At 61.1% G+C, this 18,659-nt stretch carries 19 protein-coding genes; 9 read left to right on the top strand and 10 right to left on the bottom strand.

Annotation, left to right across the window (positions count from 1 at the left end):
* Positions 1-256: 256 nt before the first annotated feature.
* Complete coding sequence (locus HU722_RS28750; RefSeq protein WP_065875462.1) at positions 257-1,921, top strand: putative bifunctional diguanylate cyclase/phosphodiesterase; 1,665 nt, start codon at positions 257-259, stop codon at positions 1,919-1,921.
* Positions 1,922-1,950: 29 nt separating this feature from the next.
* Here HU722_RS28750 and HU722_RS28745 read toward each other — a convergent pair whose 3' ends face one another.
* Positions 1,951-3,354 (bottom strand): NorM family multidrug efflux MATE transporter, encoded by a 1,404-nt coding sequence (locus HU722_RS28745; RefSeq protein WP_065880279.1) that lies wholly within the window; start codon positions 3,352-3,354, stop codon positions 1,951-1,953.
* A 137-nt stretch (positions 3,355-3,491) separates the two neighbouring features.
* On the opposite strand from HU722_RS28745, the gene HU722_RS28740 reads away from it, so the two are divergent.
* Positions 3,492-4,412, top strand: coding sequence for a LysR substrate-binding domain-containing protein (locus HU722_RS28740; RefSeq protein ID WP_065875460.1), 921 nt, complete (start codon positions 3,492-3,494; stop codon positions 4,410-4,412).
* Positions 4,413-4,588: 176 nt separating this feature from the next.
* Positions 4,589-6,565, top strand: coding sequence for a methyl-accepting chemotaxis protein (locus tag HU722_RS28735; RefSeq protein ID WP_065880278.1), 1,977 nt, complete (start codon positions 4,589-4,591; stop codon positions 6,563-6,565).
* A 139-nt stretch (positions 6,566-6,704) separates the two neighbouring features.
* Here HU722_RS28735 and HU722_RS28730 read toward each other — a convergent pair whose 3' ends face one another.
* The 3 genes from HU722_RS28730 to HU722_RS28720 all read right to left on the bottom strand — a co-directional run bounded on the left by HU722_RS28730 (position 6,705) and on the right by HU722_RS28720 (position 9,852).
* Complete coding sequence (locus HU722_RS28730; protein WP_065875458.1) at positions 6,705-8,201, bottom strand: YifB family Mg chelatase-like AAA ATPase; 1,497 nt, start codon at positions 8,199-8,201, stop codon at positions 6,705-6,707.
* Between the two features lie 92 nt (positions 8,202-8,293).
* Complete coding sequence (locus tag HU722_RS28725) at positions 8,294-9,574, bottom strand: MFS transporter (protein ID WP_065891320.1); 1,281 nt, start codon at positions 9,572-9,574, stop codon at positions 8,294-8,296.
* 17 nt (positions 9,575-9,591) lie between these two features.
* Positions 9,592-9,852, bottom strand: coding sequence for an accessory factor UbiK family protein (locus HU722_RS28720; RefSeq protein WP_065880248.1), 261 nt, complete (start codon positions 9,850-9,852; stop codon positions 9,592-9,594).
* Between the two features lie 422 nt (positions 9,853-10,274).
* Between HU722_RS28720 and glnK the strand changes: the two genes are divergently transcribed.
* From glnK to sutA, 4 genes are all read left to right on the top strand, one after another.
* Positions 10,275-10,613 carry a P-II family nitrogen regulator gene (gene glnK, locus HU722_RS28715; RefSeq protein ID WP_002555808.1) on the top strand — a complete coding sequence of 113 codons (339 nt, stop codon included), beginning with the start codon at positions 10,275-10,277 and terminating at the stop codon, positions 10,611-10,613.
* A gap of 34 nt (positions 10,614-10,647) precedes the next feature.
* Complete coding sequence (locus HU722_RS28710; protein WP_049710955.1) at positions 10,648-11,985, top strand: ammonium transporter; 1,338 nt, start codon at positions 10,648-10,650, stop codon at positions 11,983-11,985.
* Between the two features lie 211 nt (positions 11,986-12,196).
* Complete coding sequence (locus HU722_RS28705; RefSeq protein WP_049710956.1) at positions 12,197-12,622, top strand: secondary thiamine-phosphate synthase enzyme YjbQ; 426 nt, start codon at positions 12,197-12,199, stop codon at positions 12,620-12,622.
* A 103-nt stretch (positions 12,623-12,725) separates the two neighbouring features.
* A complete protein-coding gene (gene sutA, locus HU722_RS28700) occupies positions 12,726-13,058 on the top strand; it encodes a dormancy-specific transcriptional regulator SutA (RefSeq protein WP_065880247.1) in 333 nt (110 codons plus the stop codon).
* A gap of 125 nt (positions 13,059-13,183) precedes the next feature.
* Here the strand turns inward: sutA and HU722_RS28695 are convergent, their stop codons facing one another.
* The 6 genes from HU722_RS28695 to lptM are packed head-to-tail and all read right to left on the bottom strand — an operon-like array spanning position 13,184 to position 17,766.
* Positions 13,184-13,879 carry an HAD family hydrolase gene (locus tag HU722_RS28695; protein WP_065880246.1) on the bottom strand — a complete coding sequence of 232 codons (696 nt, stop codon included), beginning with the start codon at positions 13,877-13,879 and terminating at the stop codon, positions 13,184-13,186.
* Entirely contained in the window at positions 13,876-14,775 is a 900-nt protein-coding gene (gene xerC, locus HU722_RS28690; RefSeq protein ID WP_065875453.1) for a tyrosine recombinase XerC, read from the bottom strand. The genes HU722_RS28695 and xerC overlap by 4 nt, the downstream gene beginning before the upstream one ends.
* Positions 14,776-14,777: 2 nt before the next feature.
* The gene (locus HU722_RS28685; protein WP_065875452.1) at positions 14,778-15,494 is read right to left on the bottom strand and encodes a DUF484 family protein; all 717 of its coding nucleotides are present in this window, start codon (positions 15,492-15,494) and stop codon (positions 14,778-14,780) included.
* A 13-nt stretch (positions 15,495-15,507) separates the two neighbouring features.
* Positions 15,508-16,338, bottom strand: a complete 831-nt coding sequence (gene dapF / locus HU722_RS28680; protein WP_065891321.1) for a diaminopimelate epimerase — start codon at positions 16,336-16,338, stop codon at positions 15,508-15,510.
* Positions 16,339-16,341: 3 nt separating this feature from the next.
* Complete coding sequence (gene lysA, locus HU722_RS28675) at positions 16,342-17,589, bottom strand: diaminopimelate decarboxylase (protein ID WP_065880245.1); 1,248 nt, start codon at positions 17,587-17,589, stop codon at positions 16,342-16,344.
* 9 nt (positions 17,590-17,598) lie between these two features.
* Positions 17,599-17,766: an LPS translocon maturation chaperone LptM gene (lptM, locus tag HU722_RS28670; RefSeq protein WP_017845169.1), complete on the bottom strand. Its 168-nt coding sequence runs from the start codon at positions 17,764-17,766 to the stop codon at positions 17,599-17,601.
* A gap of 238 nt (positions 17,767-18,004) precedes the next feature.
* Here lptM and cyaY point away from each other — a divergent pair, with 238 nt between their 5' ends.
* Together cyaY and HU722_RS28660 are read left to right on the top strand one after the other, a co-directional pair.
* The gene (cyaY, locus tag HU722_RS28665; RefSeq protein WP_065875449.1) at positions 18,005-18,337 is read left to right on the top strand and encodes an iron donor protein CyaY; all 333 of its coding nucleotides are present in this window, start codon (positions 18,005-18,007) and stop codon (positions 18,335-18,337) included.
* 2 nt (positions 18,338-18,339) lie between these two features.
* Positions 18,340-18,558 (top strand): DUF1289 domain-containing protein, encoded by a 219-nt coding sequence (locus tag HU722_RS28660; protein ID WP_082224400.1) that lies wholly within the window; start codon positions 18,340-18,342, stop codon positions 18,556-18,558.
* Positions 18,559-18,659 lie beyond the last annotated feature (101 nt).

Here is an 18,659-nt window from a genome sequence, read left to right as displayed (position 1 = left end):
ACGGAATTCAGGGAGTCGTTATTCAAAAGGGCGGGCATTTTAACAGGCTGGCAGGATTCTGCCCTGTCAGAACGACAGTGTGACGTACCACTCGATCTAAATTTGCCGGTTTTGATACTTTGCCGCAGGATGTGGGGGTTGTTTGAGACTAATGTTTACATTTTGAGTGTTTGATAACCCCTATCATTGGTGATTCTAAGGGCGCACGTCATAATGCCCGCCGCCAACGAAATATTGCAGAGTCTAGGGAGCTAGCTTGTCTACGCCTGTCGAACCCTTGCGTTTGCTGCTGCTGGCCGATGAGCCCGCGTGGGCAGCGTTATTGCGCGAGTGCCTGGCGCCGATGGGCGATGGGGCTGTGCTGATCAGCGCGCCAAACTGGGAGTCCGTGAGTCGTTTGTTCGATGACGACCACAGCGCCGTGCTATTGACCACGCCCAGCCTGCAACCCGGCCCTGGCCGCTGCAGCCTGCCGTGCGTGTTACTGCTGGAGCAAGAGCCCCTGGTGTCGCCCCTTGGCGTCAGCGATTGGCTGGTCAGTGATGTATTGGACGCCGATACACTGCGCCGCTGCCTGCGCCACGTTCGCGAGCGCGGGCTGCTGGAAAATACCTTGCAGCGCCTGGCCGAACAGGACCCGCTCACCGGCATTGCCAACCGCCAGGGCTTCCAGACCCTGCTGGCCGCGCGGCTGGCCGAGAATGAGGGGCGCGGCCTGGCCCTCGGTCACCTGGACCTCGACAACTTCCGGCACGCCAACGATGCCCTCGGGCACCAGGCTGGCGACCGGCTGATCCTGCAAGTGGTCTCACGGCTCAAGAGCCAGCTTGAGGTCGGAGACCAATTGGCGCGCCTGGGCAGCGACGAATTCGCCCTGCTGATCGACACCCGCCGTGCACCCCAGCGTGCCGAGTGGATGGCCGAGCGCATCACTGAAGTCATGGCCGAACCCTACTGGGTGGATGGCGAAAGCCTGCTGATCGGTTGCAGCCTGGGTGTGGCGCATGCTCGGGCTCGCGCCGGTGCCGACCCGCTGATGTGGCACGCCCATATCGCCATGCAGCAAGCCAAGAGCACCCAGGGCTGCACCTTTCATATCTTCAACGAACGCATCAACCGCAACGCGCGCAGCCTGGCCGACCTGGAAAGCGAGCTGCGCCGCGCCTTGCGTCGTGATGAACTGGAGCTGCATTACCAGCCGCGCCTGGACCTGGACGACGGGCACATCGTTGGCCTGGAAGCCCTGGTGCGCTGGCGTCATGGCGAGCGGGGCCTGTTGCCGCCGAGTGAATTCGTACCGTTGGCCGAGCAAAGCGGTTTGATCGTGCCGCTGGGCTACTGGGTGATTTCCCGAGCCCTGCGCGACATGCAGGACCTGCGTGAACGCGGCCTGCCGCCGCTGCACATGGCGGTCAATCTGTCGTTTCGCCAGTTTCAGGACAGCCAGTTGCTTTCGACCCTCAGCCGGCTGATTTCCGAGCGTGGTGTGGAAGCGCAATGGTTGGAGTTCGAGCTGACCGAAACGGCGGTGATGCGTCGCAGTGACTTGGTCAAGCAGACCATGGATGCGCTGGGTCGCCTTGGCGTGCGGTTTTCCCTGGACGATTTCGGCACCGGTTTCTCATCGTTCGTGCACCTCAACAGCCTGCCGATTGCCTTGTTGAAGATCGACAAGAGCTTTGTCGGTGGGATGGAAGAGCGTGAAGAAAACCGCAAACTGGTGCACGCCATGATCAACCTGGCCCACAACCTCAACCTGGAAGTGGTTGCCGAGGGGGTGGAAACGCCTGAGCAGCTAGCGTTGTTGAGGCTGTTTGGGTGTGACCAGGCGCAGGGTTACCTGATCAGCAAGCCACTGCCATTACCGGAGTTAGTGGATTACCTGACGTTTGGCAAGGGACAGCAGGCTTTGCTGGGTTGAGCGGTAAACCCAATCCAAATGTGGGATTTCTAGTCAGGCTGCATCGCCTGGAATCCAGTGCGAACCTCCGGCTCCCGCCGAATCATCCGCTTCATCTTCACTTCAAACGCCCATGTCAGGCTGACCGCCGCACACGCCAGGCCCAGCGCCAAACCCCACCACACGCCGGTCGGCCCCCAGCCCAGGGTGAAGGCCATCAGCCAGGCCGAAGGCGCACCGATCAGCCAGTAGCAGCCTAGGCCGACCAGGAAGGTGGTCTTGGCATCTTTCAACCCGCGGATACAGCCCATGGCGATGGTTTGTACGCCATCGAACAACTCGAACCAGGCCGCGACGGCCAACAGGCTGACGGCCAGCACGATCACGTCGTGAAACGCCGGGTCGTTATGGTCGAGGAACAGCCCGATCAGCGGGTCGGAGAATAGCCAGAACACCAGCGCAAATCCCAACATCACGGCAGCACCAAAGCTGATCCCGACGCGACCGGCCATACGCGCCTGCAACAACTGACCGGCACCGTAGTGCTGGCCGATGCGCATGGTGATCGCGTAGGACATCCCCGCCGGCACCATGAACGCCACCGAGACGATCTGCAGCGCGATCTGATGCGCTGCCAATTGCGTGCTGCCCATGGTGCCCATGCACAGCGCCGCAAAGGCAAACAGCCCGACTTCCACCGCGTAGGTGCCCCCAATCGGCAGGCCCAGGCGCCACAATTCGCGCAGGTATCGGGTGTTGAGACGTAGCAGGCCGTTGCTCAGCGGGTACGCCGCGTAGGTGCGGTTGTGGGAGATGTACCACATCAACGCCAGTGCCATCCCGTTGGCGACGATGGCCGTGACCAGCCCGATGCCCATCAGGCCGAGCTTCGGCAGGCCAAACATGCCTTCGATCAGCGCGTGGTTGAGCAGGTAGTTGGCCACCGCACCGCCGAGGCTGATCACCATTACCGGCGTCGCCTTGCCTATCGCGCTGGTGAAGCCGCGCAGGGCCATGAAGCTCAGGAAGCCGGGCAGGGCGAACGGCAAAATCGTCAGGAATTGCCCGGCGGAGTGCACATTGGTTTCGGTCTGGCCAAACAATAGCAACAGCGGTTTGAGGTTCCACAGCAACAGGCCGGCCGCCAAAGCCATCAGCCAAGCCAGCCATAGCCCGGCCTGGGTCAGCCGAGTGGCGCCTTCGATATCGCCCGCGCCGTGACGAATAGCCACCAGCGTACCCACGGCGGCGATCACGCCGATGCAGAAAATCGACACGAACGAATAGCTCGCCGCACCCAGGCCGCCACCGGCCAGGGCTTCGGGGCTCAGGCGGGCCATCATCAGGGTGTCGGTCAGCACCATCAGCATGTGCGCCAACTGTGAGGCAATCAACGGCCCTGACAGCCGCAGAATGGCCCAGAGTTCGGTACGTGCCGGATGCTGCATGATCATCACGCTCGAAAAGTCAGAGGGGTGGGGAAGGGTTGATTCTCGGCGCTCTCCGACCGTTGCACAAAGGGATAAATGCGATCGTTCGCATGACTAAAACTCATGGTAGGGTGCTGCATTGTTCTGTAGGAGGTTTCCATATGTCGCGTCGTCTTCCTCCGCTTTATGCGTTGCGCGCATTTGAAGCCGCGTCCCGGCACAACTCCTTTACCCGCGCGGCAGAGGAGCTTTCGATTACGCAAAGTGCAGTGAGCCGACATATCCGCACATTAGAAGAGCATTTCGCCTGCCGCCTGTTCCAGCGCAGTGGGCGCACCTTGCAACTCACCGAAGCCGCGCGCCTGCTATTGCCCGGTGTCCGAGAAGGTTTCGCCGCGCTGGAACGGGCCTGCCATACCCTGAACGCCGAAGATGACATCCTGCGCATGAAGGCACCGTCGACCCTGACCATGCGTTGGCTGTTGGCGCGGCTCAGTCGCTTCCGCGCATTGCAGCCGGGCAACGAAGTGCAATTGACCAGCGCCTGGATGAACATCGACGAAGTGGATTTCAATCAGGAGCCGTTCGATTGCGCGGTATTGCTGAGTAATGGCCACTTCCCGGCAGATTGGGAGGCGTGTTACCTGTTTGCCGAAATGCTGATACCGGTCGGCGCCCCCAACCTGCTGAACGACGGCCCTTGGGATGTGGCACGGCTGGCAGCCACCGAGCTGCTGCATCCGACGCCAGATCGTCGTGACTGGCGTTACTGGTTGGAGCGCATGAGGTTGTCATCCGAAGTGTCGCTCAAGGGCGGCCAGGTATTCGATACCCTCGAGCTGGGCATGATCGCCGCCGCACGGGGTTATGGTGTGTCGATGGGCGACTTGCTGATGGTGGCCGAAGACGTGGCCCAGGGGCGGTTGAGTTTGCCCTGGCCAACCGCCGTGGCCAGTGGCGAAAATTACTACCTGGTGTGGCCGAAAACCCGTCCCGGTGGCGAGCGTTTGCGGCGCTTGGCGGAGTTTCTGCAGGCGGAAGTCAAGGCGATGGAGTTGCCCCGGGTCGAATGCCTCGATTGAGGGATGGCAAACCGTTCGTGCAATCGTTTGCGCGATACCCCTGTAGATCGCTCAAGTATTGTCTCGACCTGCCGAAGTAGGTGTGTTGGAAACTTCGTGCACAACGTTCCCCACCAGATAATTTGCCGAGCAGCGCTATGAGATCAGGATGATCCTGGCCTCGGCCAGGAGCCTTCATGTCTCAACCTCGCGCCCGGATAGCCTCACAGTTAGGTATCGCTTTAGCCTTGATTCTGGCTGTCGCCATTGGTGGCAGCACTGTCTTTGCCCTGCGCTCCCTCGACTCAGCCAACCTCGATACCCGCGAGGAACACCTGGCCAGTGAAGCGCGGCTGCTCGCCGACCAACTCAACACGTTCCACAGCACGCTGCGTGAGAGCACCGAGCGCCTGACCGGGCTGTTCGAGAAGCGCTTCAGTGCCGGCTTGAGCGTACGGGCCGATCAACCAGTCGCGGTCGCCGGCGTACAGACCCCGAGCCTCTTCCTGGGCAGCGATCTCCTGAACAACAACTTCCAGGAAGTGGACGAGTTCAAGCAGATGTCCGGTGGCGTGGCCACGGTATTTGTGCGCAGCGGCGACGACTTCATCCGTGTCAGCACTTCCCTGACCAAGCAGGATGGCAATCGCGCTATTGGCACTGTGCTTGACCGCAATGGGCCGGCCTATCCGCGTGTATCCAGTGGCCAGACCTACATCGGCCGAGCGGTGTTGTTCGATCGTTCCTACATGACGCAATACAGCCCGGTGCGCGACACCAGCGGCAAAGTCATCGCGGTGCTGTTCATCGGCTTTGACTATACTGACGCCCAGAACGCGCAGTTCGAGAACCTCAAACGCTTCCGTATCGGTAAGACCGGTTCCCTGGCGTTGCTGGATGAGCAGAAGCGCTGGTTGGTGCCGCCGGCTGGCGTGCAGGCGCCGGATCAAGCGGTGCCCGTTATGTTGGACCTGGCTAAGGCGCCCAGTGTTGGCCGTTTTTGGGCTGACAAAAATGAAGACTTCTACAGCGTGTCGGTACCCTTCGAAGGCGGGCCGTGGGCCGTGATTGCGAGCATGCCCAAAGCGGAGATTCGCTCGGTGACGTGGGATGTCGGCATCCGGCTGGTGATTGGCAGCGTGCTGGCGATGCTGCTGGCAGTGGGTGCAACCGTCTGGCTGCTGCGCAGCAAACTGGCGCCACTGGGCGACTTGGTGCGCCAGGCCGAAGCCTTGGGCGCGGGTGATTTGAGCGCACGCCTGAATGTGTCCAGCCATGATGAAATCGGCCAGCTGGCGCGCAGTTTCAACCAGATGGGTGAAGCGCTGTCGACCATGGTCTCGCACATCCGTAACGCCGCTGGAGAGGTCAACAGCCGCGCCCAGGCGTTGTCCGGTTTGTCCGGTGGTGCCTATGAAGGCATGGAGCAGCAGTCCGGCGAGATCACCAGCATGGCCGGCGCGGTAGAAGAGTTCAGCGCCACCTCGCTGAACATCGCTGACAACATGGGTGCCACCGAGCGCCTGGCCCAGGAAAACGCTCAGCAAACCCGCATCGGCCGTAACTCGATGCAAGAGGCGTCGTCGTCCCTGGAGCACATCGCCACGGCCCTCAACAGCACGGCCACGGTGATCAACACCCTGGGCCAGCGCTCCCAGGAAATTGGGGGGATCGTCGGGGTGATTACGTCGATCGCCGATCAGACCAACCTGCTGGCACTCAACGCGGCTATCGAGGCCGCACGGGCCGGTGAGCAAGGGCGTGGTTTTGCCGTGGTCGCCGATGAAGTACGCAACCTGGCGTCGCGCACCCGAGAGGCTACGGACGAAATCTCTGGGATGATCCAAAGTATCCAGCAAGAAACCGGCAATGCCATCAGCACCATGGAGCACGGTAACGTGCTGATGCAGGAAGGTCTGTCGCGTAACGCCGACGTGGCTTCGGCCCTGGCGCGTATCGATGAGCAAAGCCGCTCGGCCGGTGAGCAGTTCGCTGCGATCACCACGGCCACCCAGGAACAGAGCAGCACCGCGACCTTGCTTAGCAGCAACTTGCAAAGCATTGCGCTGGCCAACAGCGAGCAGCGTGAAGTGGTGTCGAACCTGGCAATTACCGCCAAGGAACTGGAGACGCTGGCGGCGGGTTTGCGGCATGAGGTGGATCGGTTCCGCTGAAACTCCGCAGGTCAATTGTGGGACCTGGCTCGTGTGGGAGCCGGGCTTGCCCGCGATGCAGGCACCTCTGGTTTTCGGATGTACCGAGGTGATGTTAACGCAGGCAAGCCAGCGCCCACATTTTGGCACTGTGCCAGGCTCAAGTGATCGCTGCCGGCCGGTATTGCAGGGCTTCTTTCAGATGATCGCGGGAAATGGCGTCGGTCTGTTCGATGTCGGCCAACGTGCGCGCAACCTTCAACAGCCGGTGGGCCGCGCGCAGCGAGAGTGTCAGTCGTTCGCAGGCGGTCTCCAGCCAGCCCTCATCGACCTTGGTCAGCTTGCAATGCTTGCGTAGCCCAGGCAGATCAAGAAACGCGTTGGCACACCCCTGGCGTTTTTGCTGATGCTCTCGGGCCTGGGCGACCCGCGCCGATGCATGAGCCGTTGTGTCGCCAGCTTGGTGGATTGGGTTCAGCGCAGTCGTTTCCCGTGCCACCGTCAGGTGCAAGTCAATCCGATCCAGCAATGGCCCGGAGAGTTTGTTGCGGTAGCGTTGAATCTGCTCCGGCGTACAACGACAACGCCCGCTGGGTTCGCCCAAGTAGCCGCAAGGGCAGGGGTTCATGGCGGCCACAAGTTGAAAACGCGCCGGGAAACTCACGCGGTCGCGAGCGCGGGAAATCACGATATGGCCAGACTCCAATGGCTCTCGCAGCACCTCCAGCACCTTGCGATCAAACTCCGGCAACTCGTCCAGGAACAGCACCCCGTGGTGAGCCAGGGTGATCTCCCCCGGTTGCGGCTTCGACCCGCCGCCCACCAACGCCGGGCCTGAAGCCGAGTGATGGGGCTGGCGAAATGGCCGATGCGGCCAATGACTCAGCGGGGCCAGGCTGACCACGGATTGAATCGCTGCCACCTCCAAGGCTTCCTGCTCACTCAAGGGCGGCAGCAACCCTGGAAGGCGACTGGCGAGCAACGTTTTACCGGTACCAGGCGGACCGCTGAACAGCAGGTTATGCGCCCCCGCCGCCGCTATCAGTAACGCCCGCTTGGCCGCCAACTGGCCCTGTACTTCACTCAGGTCCGGGTAAGGCTTATTCAAATACAGCAATCCGTCGGACTTGTACGGCTCAATCGGCTGGTGCCCATTCAGGTGCGCAACCACCTGAAGCAAGTGATCCACTGCGATCACTTTCAACCCCGACGCCAGGCACGCCTCTTCGGCATTCGCCCTGGGCACTATCACGGTACGCCCGGCCTTGCGCGCCGCGAGCGCCGCCGGCAACACGCCTTTCACGGCCCGGACTTCACCGGACAGCGCCAACTCGCCCAGGCATTCCACATCATCCAACATCAACGCCGGCACCTGCACACTGGCCGCCAGGATGCCCAAGGCAATCGCCAGATCAAAGCGCCCGCCGTCCTTGGGCAGGTCGGCGGGCGCGAGGTTGAGGGTGATGCGCCGGGCCGGGTATTGCAGGGCGGAGTTGAGGATGGCGCTGCGCACGCGGTCCTTGCTTTCCTTGACCGCCGTTTCCGGCAGGCCCACCAGCGTCAGGGACGGCAAACCATTGGCCATATGCACTTCAACGGTGACGGCGGGGGCTTCGACGCCGATCTGGGCGCGGCTGTGGACGATCGCGAGGGACATGCTCGTTCCTTGAATGGGAGGCCGCTTCCTGCGGTTTTTCAAGGGTAGACGAGGGATGGCGGGGGTAAGGGATCAGACTTTTACAGGACGTATCAACGCGCAAAGGCGTCGGGATATTTATCCAGATAAGCATTGCTGAGTTGTGTGTCGGGGGAGCGCATGAAGGTGCGGAAATCGGGAATCAGGAACACCAGCAGCGATAACCCCAGCACCATCGCACCCAGTGACGTGATGGTCAGTGCGACACCGAGGTGAGCGATCAGGCCGTTCATGGCAAAACTGCCCAGCGGGCTGGCGGCTGCGGAGAGGAAGGACACGGTGGCAAAGATCCGATTGCGATGCTGCTTGGGTGTCGCCAGCAACCTGACGGCAGAGGTCGGAATGTTGATCAGCATCAGCCCGACCCCGCCGCAGAAAAACGCCAGCGGTACCACGAACATCGACGAGAGCGTACCGGCCAGCCACATATTGCCCCCCAACAGTGCAAACCCCGCAGCGACACAGAGGTCACGGGGCACACGCTCGCCCAGCCAGCCGACGATCTTGTAGCTGCCCGCCAAAATGCCCAGGCCGAAACACGCATCCAGCAGGCCGAGGTAGGTCACCGGGTACTGGATAACCGTCTTCACATACAACGGCAGCAGGATGGTAAAGAACGGAAAGAGGGCAAAATTGACGAGCATCGCCACGAGGGCGAGGTAGAACTCGACTTTCACGCCATAGACCGCCTTGAATCCCGAATAAATCATTCTGAAGCCGTTGGAGGTTGGCGCTTGTTCATCCGGAGCACTGGCGCCGAGCTGGCTTGGGACCGTTGCAACCAACAGTGCCGCTCCCAGCATCGCAAAACAGTCGACGGTAAAAGTCAGCGTGGTTCCAAAACCGAAAATCAGCGCGCTGGCAATGACGGGGCCAAGCAAGTTGGCAATGGACGACAGCATGCTTTTGGTGCGAACGGCGAGTGAGACCTGATCGGCGCCTGCGAACAACGGAATAATCGACGATTGCAGCGGGTCGCGCACGCCGGCGACGGCACTGCCGACCAGCATCAGGGCGCCGACACTCCACGGGTTGAACAACTGCGTAGCGGACAGCACAACCATCAGCAACGCGGTCAGCACGCTTGTCAGGGAGGCCAGCTTGAGGATCAGAATCTTGTTGTACTTGTCACCCAGCCATCCCAGCAGTGGCCGGGCGAGCACTTCCGCCGCGATTGAACAGGCGATCATGTTGGCGAAGGCGAGGGCGGAACCGGTTTCCTGCAAGGCCCACCACGCTACAGCCAGCTGGTTGCAGCGTCCACCCAGCACCACCAGCAAAAAGCTGAATTGTATTTTCAGCAGGCGCCGGTCAAGGGCGGGCAAGCCCCACATGGAGGGTTTGATGCCGGTTAATCGCCCGCTGGCGTCAACCGTGCTTCCAACTCCGCGACTTTAGCCTCCAGGGTCTCCAATCGCGCACGCGTGCGGGCAAGCACCACCATCTGGCTATCGAACTCTTCCCGGCTGACCAGATCAAGTTTGCTGAAGCCGCTTTGCAGCAATGCCTTGAATTGGCTTTCGATCTCATTGCGAGGCAGCGGGGTATCACCGTTGAACAGGCGGGAGGCGTGGCCGCTCAGGGCGTCGAGGAGGTCTTTGGGCGCGAGCATGGGAAATATTCCGGAAAACTGTTGGCCGGCAGTGTATCACGCAGCGTCTATAGTCTTTTTCATGGCGGCGCACGCACGCTTTTCGCGCAGAGGGTTGGGCGCTGGCGCACTGTTTTTGTGCGCATTGCCGCCGCCATTAGGTCCCGCAGGTGGGCATAAGTGGGCAAAGGACTGATTTCAGTGATTTTTACGGAGCTGGCAAGGTTTCTGCTTAGACGATCATGACCCATGCACTGATGCAGTCGCTGTGACGAATGCAGTGCGCCGACGGATCAGGGGTACAGGTTTCGTCACCAGTGGTTTGCTGGCGTCGCAGAGGCAAATGCCGAGGCGACGACGCGTTACAAAGCCAGGCACTGCGCTTAGACTTGAGACGGGTTTGTTTTCCTGGGGCAAGTCCACCAATTCGGGAGAGAGTTTTCATGAAGCTAGTCACTGCCATCATCAAGCCGTTCAAGTTGGACGATGTACGCGAGTCGTTGTCCGAGATCGGCGTGCAGGGCATTACCGTTACTGAGGTCAAAGGCTTCGGTCGGCAGAAGGGTCACACCGAGCTGTATCGCGGCGCGGAATACGTGGTCGATTTCCTGCCAAAGGTGAAGATTGATGTCGCCATTGACGACAAGGATCTTGACCGGGTTATCGAGGCGATAACCAAGGCCGCCAACACCGGCAAGATCGGTGACGGCAAGATCTTCGTGGTCAATCTGGAACAGGCTATTCGCATCCGTACCGGCGAAACCGATACCGACGCAATCTAAGCCGCCAAACCCCAACGCCCCAGGAGAAAACAATATGACTCTGCGTAAATTCGCAGGGCTCGGAGCCCTGTTGTCCATCGTAATGCCAAGCCTGGCCATGGCGGCAGACGAAGTGGCGGCTCCAGTCCTCAATTCCGGCGACACCGCGTGGATGCTCACGTCCACCGCGCTGGTGCTGTTCATGACCATTCCCGGCCTGGCGCTGTTCTACGGCGGCATGGTGCGCTCCAAAAACATTCTTTCCGTGATGATGCAGTGCTTTGCTATCACCGGCCTGATCAGCATCCTGTGGGTCGTCTACGGCTACAGCATCGCGTTTGATACGACTGGGATGGAGCAGGGCGTCGTCAACTTCAACTCCTTCTTCGGCGGCATGGGCAAGGCGTTCCTGGCGGGCGTTACCCCGGCCAGCATCACCGGGCCTGCGGCACTGTTCCCTGAAGCGGTGTTCATCACCTTCCAGATGACCTTCGCCATCATCACCCCGGCGCTGATCGTCGGTGCCTTCGCCGAGCGCATGAAGTTCTCCGCGATGCTGATCTTCATGGCTATCTGGTTCACCCTGGTCTATGCGCCAATCGCGCACATGGTCTGGAGCGGTAACGGTGGCCTGTTGTGGGACTGGGGCGTGCTGGACTTCGCTGGCGGCACCGTGGTGCACATCAACGCCGGTGTGGCTGGCCTGGTAGCGTGCATCGTGCTCGGCAAGCGCAAAGGCTTCCCGACCACCCCAATGGCACCGCACAACCTGGGTTACACCCTGATCGGCGCGGCCATGCTGTGGGTGGGCTGGTTCGGCTTCAACGCCGGTTCCGCTGCTGCCGCCAACGGCACCGCCGGCATGGCGATGCTGGTTACCCAGATCGCTACCGCTGCTGCGGCGCTGGGCTGGATGTTCGCTGAGTGGATCACTCACGGTAAGCCAAGCGCACTGGGTATCGCCTCGGGCGTAGTGGCTGGCTTGGTTGCAGTGACCCCGGCTGCCGGCACCGTCGGCCCGATGGGCGCCCTGGTGATCGGTCTGGTCGCCGGTGTGATCTGCTTCTTCTGCGCCACCAGCCTTAAGCGCAAGCTGGGCTACGACGACTCCCTGGACGCGTTCGGCGTGCACGGTATCGGCGGTATCGTCGGTGCGATCCTCACCGGTGTGTTTGCAGCCCCGGCACTGGGCGGCTTCGGCACTGTGACTGACGTGGCTGCACAGGTCTGGATCCAGTGCAAAGGCGTAGGTTTCACCGTGATCTACACGGCTATCGTGACCTACATCATCCTCAAGGTGCTGGACATGGTCATGGGCCTGCGTGTCACCGAAGAGGAAGAGGCTGTCGGCCTCGACCTGGCGCAACACAACGAGCGCGGTTACAACTTGTAATTACGCGAAAAAAAGATGCCCGGCTTGCCGGGCATTTTTTTGCCTGGCGTTTGTCAGTCATACCAAGCTGTACCGGTTTTTAAGCAGCGTTTGTGATGGGATGCACACGGCGCTTTTCAGCGTGCCAATGTCTTACAGGCATGTAGGCGTATTCGGCACTTTGTTTTTTCCCAGAGCGCGCTAGAATGCGCGCCGATGGGCGGAGAACTGTATGTGGCAACAGACCTTGATTACCCTGCGGGCCAAGCCCCGGGGCTTTCACCTGGTGACCGATGAGTTGCTGGCCGGCTTGCCTGAATTGAAGGCCTGTCGCGTGGGCTTGTTGCATTTGTGGCTGCAGCACACCTCGGCCTCGTTGACCATCAACGAGAATGCCGACCCGGCGGTTCGCCGTGACTTCGAACGTTTTTTCAACTCGCTGGTGCCGCAAGGGCGTGCAGGGTTCGAACACAACGACGAAGGTCCGGATGACCTGCCGGCGCATTTCAAGGCCAGTCTCCTGGGCTGCCAGCTGAGTTTGCCGGTGCAGGCCGGCCGCTTGGCGATAGGGACCTGGCAAGGTGTTTATCTGGGCGAGCACCGTGATCATGGCGGTGCTCGTAAAGTCCTCGCCACCTTGCACGGTGATGGGGCGTAAGCCACTGGTTATCCGGTGGATGTTGATTTTTTTCCGGCAGCCGTCGACAGAGGGTGAAGCTGGGCTATAACTAATCTGCTTTTCGCAAGTCATGAGGTAGAACATGAGCGACGATGATCTGGAAAACGACGAACTCGAAGTAGGTGACGACGACGAGACCGAGGAAGGTCTTGAAGCGGCGGTCGAAGACGTTGCTGACGAAGGTGATGACGCTGGCGATGACGCACCTGTCAAAGCAGTCAAAGGCAAAGCCAAGGCAGCTGTGTCGGTAGATGAATTGCCAAGCGTTGAAGCCAAGAACAAAGAGCGCGACGCCCTGGCCCGTGCGATGGAAGAATTCCTCGCTAAAGGCGGCAAAGTGGTCGAAGTCGAGGCTAACGTGGTGGCAGACCCGCCGAAGAAGCCTGATAACAAGTACGGCAGCCGGCCTATCTAAGGTCAATTGCATGCTTGCGTGAAAAGCCCGCCGTCGCTGCGGGTTTTTCATGGGTGGAACAAAATTCGCGGTCTGCCGTAATACTCTGTGGGAGCAGGCAAGCCAGCTCCACATTGGGTTCGGTGTTAGTTCCAGCTACCCAGCAATGCTGGCAACTCCGTCAGGCTTCGAATCTGCGCATCCGGGCGTTTTTCCCCCTCCCAAGCCTTGCCCGCCGGATTGAACCACACCGCCCGAAGCCCCGCCTGCTGTGCCCCGGCAATGTCATCCCCTGGATGATCGCCAATATGCACCGCTGCGCTGGCGTCCACGCCACCGCGCTGCAACGCTTCCTGAAACAATCGCGCATCCGGCTTGGCGATGCCTATGTCTTCGGCACGCAGCGCAAAGTGGAAATAATCCGCCAGGCCCACCCGCTGCACATCGGCGTTGCCGTTGGTGATCACCCCCAGCAGAAAGTGCTGGCGTAGCGCTTGCAGCATCGGCTCGGCTTCGGGGAATGGGGTGATCTGGTGCCGCGCATGGATGAATGCTTCGAAACACACGTCCGCCATCTCCCTGGCCTCAGGCTGTGGATAACCGGCCTCTTCAAATGCATGCATCAACACCCGGTGGCGCAGCAGGCTGATACGGTGTTTCAGCTCAGGATGACGCTCCAGCACCTGTTGGCGCAGAGTGGCGAAATGCTCCAGAGGCAGGTCGCCGACCTTGGACGCGTGGGTGACCAGCCATTCACGCATCGACGCTTCGGCGCTGATGATGACGGGTACGTTGTCCCAGAGTGTGTCGTCCAGGTCGAAGGTGATCAGCTTGATACTCATGAGTCGCCGCCCTTGATGCGTTTGGCCCTTGGATGGGCGCTGTCGTACACGGTTGCCAAGTGTTGGAAATCCAGATGGGTGTAGATCTGCGTGGTCTTGATGTCAGAGTGGCCGAGCAGCTCTTGAACTGCGCGCAAGTCTTGAGACGATTCCAGCATATGGCTGGCAAAGGAGTGTCGCAGCATGTGTGGGTGCAGGTTTTGCCCCAATTCGCGCTCACCCGCCGCCTTGACCCGCACTTGAATCGCCCGTGGCCCCAGGCGGCGGCCTTGCTGGCTGACAAACACCGCGTCGTCCGCCGGGTTGGTCAATAGACGTAGCGGTAGCCACAACTGCAAGGCCTCCCGCGCTTTGCGGCCTACGGGCAGCACTCGGGTCTTACTGCCCTTGCCGAGCACTTGCACCAGGCCGTCCGCGAGGTCGAGTTGATCCAGGTTCAGGCCGGTCAGCTCCGAGAGACGCAAGCCTGATGAATAGAACAGCTCAAGGATCGCCTGGTCGCGATGGGCCAGGAAGTCATCCTCGACGGCACCCTCGAGCAGTTGCAGGGCGCGGTCGGTGTCCAGGGTCTTGGGCAGGCGCCGCTCGCCCTTGGGCGGCGACAGGCCATTGGCCGGGTCGTGGTCGCACAGGCCTTCACGGTTCAGATAATGATAAAGCCCGCGGACCGCCGAGAGCAGGCGCGACAGGCTGCGCGAAGATTGGCCCGCCTGGTGCAGGCGCGCGACCAGGCTGCGCAGGCTCTGGATATCCAAGGCCTTCCAGCTGCTGATCTGTTGTTTTTCGCAGTACGCCAAGACCTTGTTCAAGTCCCGTCGGTAGGCTTCCAAGGTATGGGGCGACACCTGGCGCTCGTTGCGCAGGTGAGCGCAGTAAGCGTCCAGTTGCCGTTCCATCGCTAGCGCACCGCGCGCAGGGCGGTGGTGAAGCGCGGCAAGACGCGGCCCAGCACTTCGGCGATGTAGGTCAAAAACAGCGTGCCTACTGAGCTCTTGTAGTGCTGAGGGTCGCGACTGGCGATCGCCAGCACGCCGTGCAAGCCTTGATGGCTGAGGGCGACCACGGCGGTGGAGCCGATCTGCTGGCGCTGTTCGGCGCCAAACAGGAAGTCCAGCTCATGCTCGCGCAAGGTGCCGCTGATCGTCTTGCCTTCGGAGAGCAGGCCGCCAATCGCCGTTTGTGCTTCGCTGCCGCTGACCCAACGACCTACCGGCATCGGGTTGTCGCTGAACAGGATCAGGCTGACAAAGGGCACCTGGAAGTCCTGGCGAAGGCTGTCTTCCACGGCGATCACCGTTTCTTCCAGGCTGGTGGCGTCCATCAGCGTAAGAATAAGACGGCGAGTCTTGTCGAACAGGCGGTCGTTGTCGCGGGCGACGTCCATCAGGTGCGAAAGCTTATGGCGCATTTCGATATTGCGCTCGCGCAGGATCTTCATCTGCCGCTCCACCAGCGACACGGTGTCGCCGCGCTGGTGGGGGATGCGCAGGGCCGGCAGCAGTTCTTCGTGTTCGACAAAGAAGTCCGGATTCGCCTCAAGGTACGCCGCGACGGCAGCGGCCTCCAGGCTGTCGCTCGGGATAGCGTGTGCGGGTACTTGAGGCTTATCGGTCATTGGCTTGGCTCACTCATAGACGGACCTGTCCTTCGTATACGCGCGAGGCCGGCCCGGTCATCATCACCGGGTGGCCAGGGCCTGCCCACTCGATGGACAACCGTCCACCGGGCAGGTCGATCAACAGCGGCGAATCCATCCACCCCTGGCTAATCGCGGCCACGGCAGCGGCGCAAGCACCGGTGCCGCAGGCCTGGGTTTCGCCGGCGCCGCGTTCCCACACACGCAATTGCGCGCGGGAACGGTCGATCACCTGCAGGAAGCCCACATTGACCCGTGCCGGAAAGCGCGGGTGGTGTTCGATCTTCGGCCCCAATTCATGCACGGACGCATTGTTGATGTCGTTGACCCGCAGGACGGCATGGGGGTTGCCCATGGACACGGCGGCCAGGTCGACGATCTTACCGTCGACCTCAACGGCATAGCTGGAGGCTTGTTCGGTGGCCTGGAACGGAATGTCCGCTGGCACCAGGCGTGGCGCGCCCATGTTGACGCTGATCTGGCCGTCGCTGCGGATGTCCAGCTCGATCACGCCGCTCTTGGTCTCAACGCGGATCTGCCGCTTGGCGGTCAGGCGCTTGTCCAGCACAAAGCGCGCGAAGCAGCGCGCACCATTGCCGCACTGTTCCACTTCGGAACCGTCGGAGTTGAAAATCCGGTAACGGAAATCCACTTCCGGGTTGGTCGGTGCTTCCACCAGCAGCAATTGGTCGAAACCAATACCGGTATGACGGTCGCCCCACTGTTTAGCGTGTTTGGGCAGGATGTGCGCGTGCTGGCTGACCAGGTCGAGGACCATGAAATCATTGCCCAGCCCGTGCATCTTGGTAAAACGCAGCAGCATGGCTTACTCCGGCAGCAGGCTTTCGCCAGCATACAACTCGGCTACCGTCTCGCGGCGACGCACTTCAATCGCTTGTTCACCGTCCACCAGCACCTCGGCGGCACGCCCGCGGGTGTTGTAGTTGGAACTCATGACAAACCCGTAGGCACCGGCCGAATGCACGGCCAGCAGATCGCCTTCCTCCAGCGCAAGCTGACGATCCTTGGCCAGGAAGTCGCCGGTTTCGCAGATCGGGCCGACAATGTCATAGGCGCGGGCTTCGCTTGCGCGAGGCGTCACGGCGGTGACATTCATCCAGGCCTGGTACAGCGCCGGGCGGATCAGGTCGTTCATCGCCGCATCGACGATGGCGAAGTCCTTGTACTCGGTGTGCTTGAGGTACTCGACCTGGGTCAGCAGCACGCCTGCGTTGGCGACGATATAACGGCCCGGCTCGAACATCAGGGTCAGGCCGCGGCCTTCAGTGCGCTCGCGCACAGCCTGGATGTAATCGGCGATCAGCGGCGGCTCCTCGTCGCGATACTGCACGCCCACACCACCCCCCAGGTCGATGTGTTGCAGGTAGATGCCGCACTCGCCGAGGCGGTCGGTCAGCGCCAGCAGGCGGTCGAGCGCATCGAGGAATGGAGGCAGGCTGGTCAGTTGCGAGCCGATATGGCAGTCGACGCCCAATACTTCCAGGTTCGGCAACTGCGCGGCGCGGATGTATACGTCTTCGGCGTCGGCAATGGCGATGCCGAACTTGTTCTCTTTGAGACCGGTGGAAATGTACGGGTGGGTGCCGGCGTCAACGTCCGGGTTGACGCGCAGGGAGATCGGCGCGCGAACGCCCATCTCGGCGGCCACGACTTGCAGGCGCTCCAGCTCGTCGGTGGATTCGACGTTGAAGCAATGCACACCGACTTCGAGGGCGCGGCGCATGTCTTCGCGGCTCTTGCCGACGCCGGAGAAGACGATCTTGTCAGCCTTGCCACCGGCAGCCAGTACGCGTTCCAGCTCGCCACGGGACACGATGTCGAAACCAGCGCCCAGGCGCGCCAGGACATTCAGTACACCCAGGTTGGAGTTGGCCTTGACCGCGTAGCACACCAGGTGCGGCACGCCGTTCAGTGGGTCGGTGAAAGAGCGGTACTGGGCTTCGATATGCGCACGGGAGTACACATAGGTCGGGGTACCAAAGCGCTCGGCAATCGCGGACAACGCCACGCCTTCCGCGAACAGCTCGCCGTCCCGGTAGTTAAAAGCGTCCATGGGGTTCCCTTAGTAGGTGTCGTGCTTATGCGCTTTGGCTGGTTTCTGCGACGATTGCGCCTGTTCATTCGGGTCTTTGCTGTCATCGGGCAGGTACAGCGGGCCTTTTTGACCACAGGCACTAACGAGGCAAGCGACCGCGACGAGCGCAGCAAGGGAAGAGATCAGGCGCTTCATGGCGAAATCCTTGAATATGCATTAATTGCGCCCGAGTATACCGACCACCCGCCAGCTTGCCTATGCGCCGGAATACCCGTCTGGCGGGGGTTTGCCGAGATAGTCGGGAAGCGCACTACGCTGTTTGAGGATATTTCACGCCGTCAATCGTGTTGAAATCGGTATCCTTTGCAATCGGCGGGGCTCGCCCGTATCGTGCGGCGCTTGAGCAAAACCAGACACTTTTGAGGTTGCCACAATGAGTTTGACCGAAGCCCGTTTTCACGACCTAGTGGATTCGACCCAGGAGAAGTTGGAAGATATTTTCGACGACAGCGGCCTGGACGTGGACCTGGAAAACTCGGCCGGCGTGCTGACCGTCAAGTTTGAGAATGGCTCCCAGTTGATCTTCAGTCGCCAGGAGCCGCTGCGCCAGCTTTGGCTGGCCGCGCGTTCCGGTGGCTTTCACTTCGACTTCAACGAAGAAGACAATAACTGGCAGTGCGATAGCAGCGATGAGCTGCTCAGCGAAATGCTCGCGCGCCTGGTCTTGGAACAAGCCGGTGCCGATCTGGATTTCGACGAGATCTGATAGTGAGCCAGCCAGCCCCCGTACGCCCGCCGAAACCGCTGTTCAGCAATGTCAGCCCGGCGGTGCCGTCACCTTGTATCAGTTTGTGTCGCCTGGACGAGCAGAAAGTCTGCCTCGGTTGCTTCCGACACGTGGAAGATATCCGCGAATGGCGCTCTGCCGACGACGCGCGGCGCCGAGTGATCTGTGCCGAGGCTGAGCAGCGCCGGGCCCACGCCTGAGGCCGTCTTGTTTATTTGTGACGCTGTGGTAGTGTCCGGGTACGCCTCAACTCATCGAGGCCCGTGAGAACCCCGCCTTTTCCTGGCGGGGTTTTGCTTTT

Origin of the sequence: Pseudomonas tritici (assembly GCF_014268275.3) — a bacterium.
In the GTDB taxonomy this organism is placed as follows: Bacteria; Pseudomonadota; Gammaproteobacteria; order Pseudomonadales; family Pseudomonadaceae; genus Aquipseudomonas; species Aquipseudomonas tritici.
This window is presented reverse-complemented; position numbering and strand designations above follow the sequence as displayed.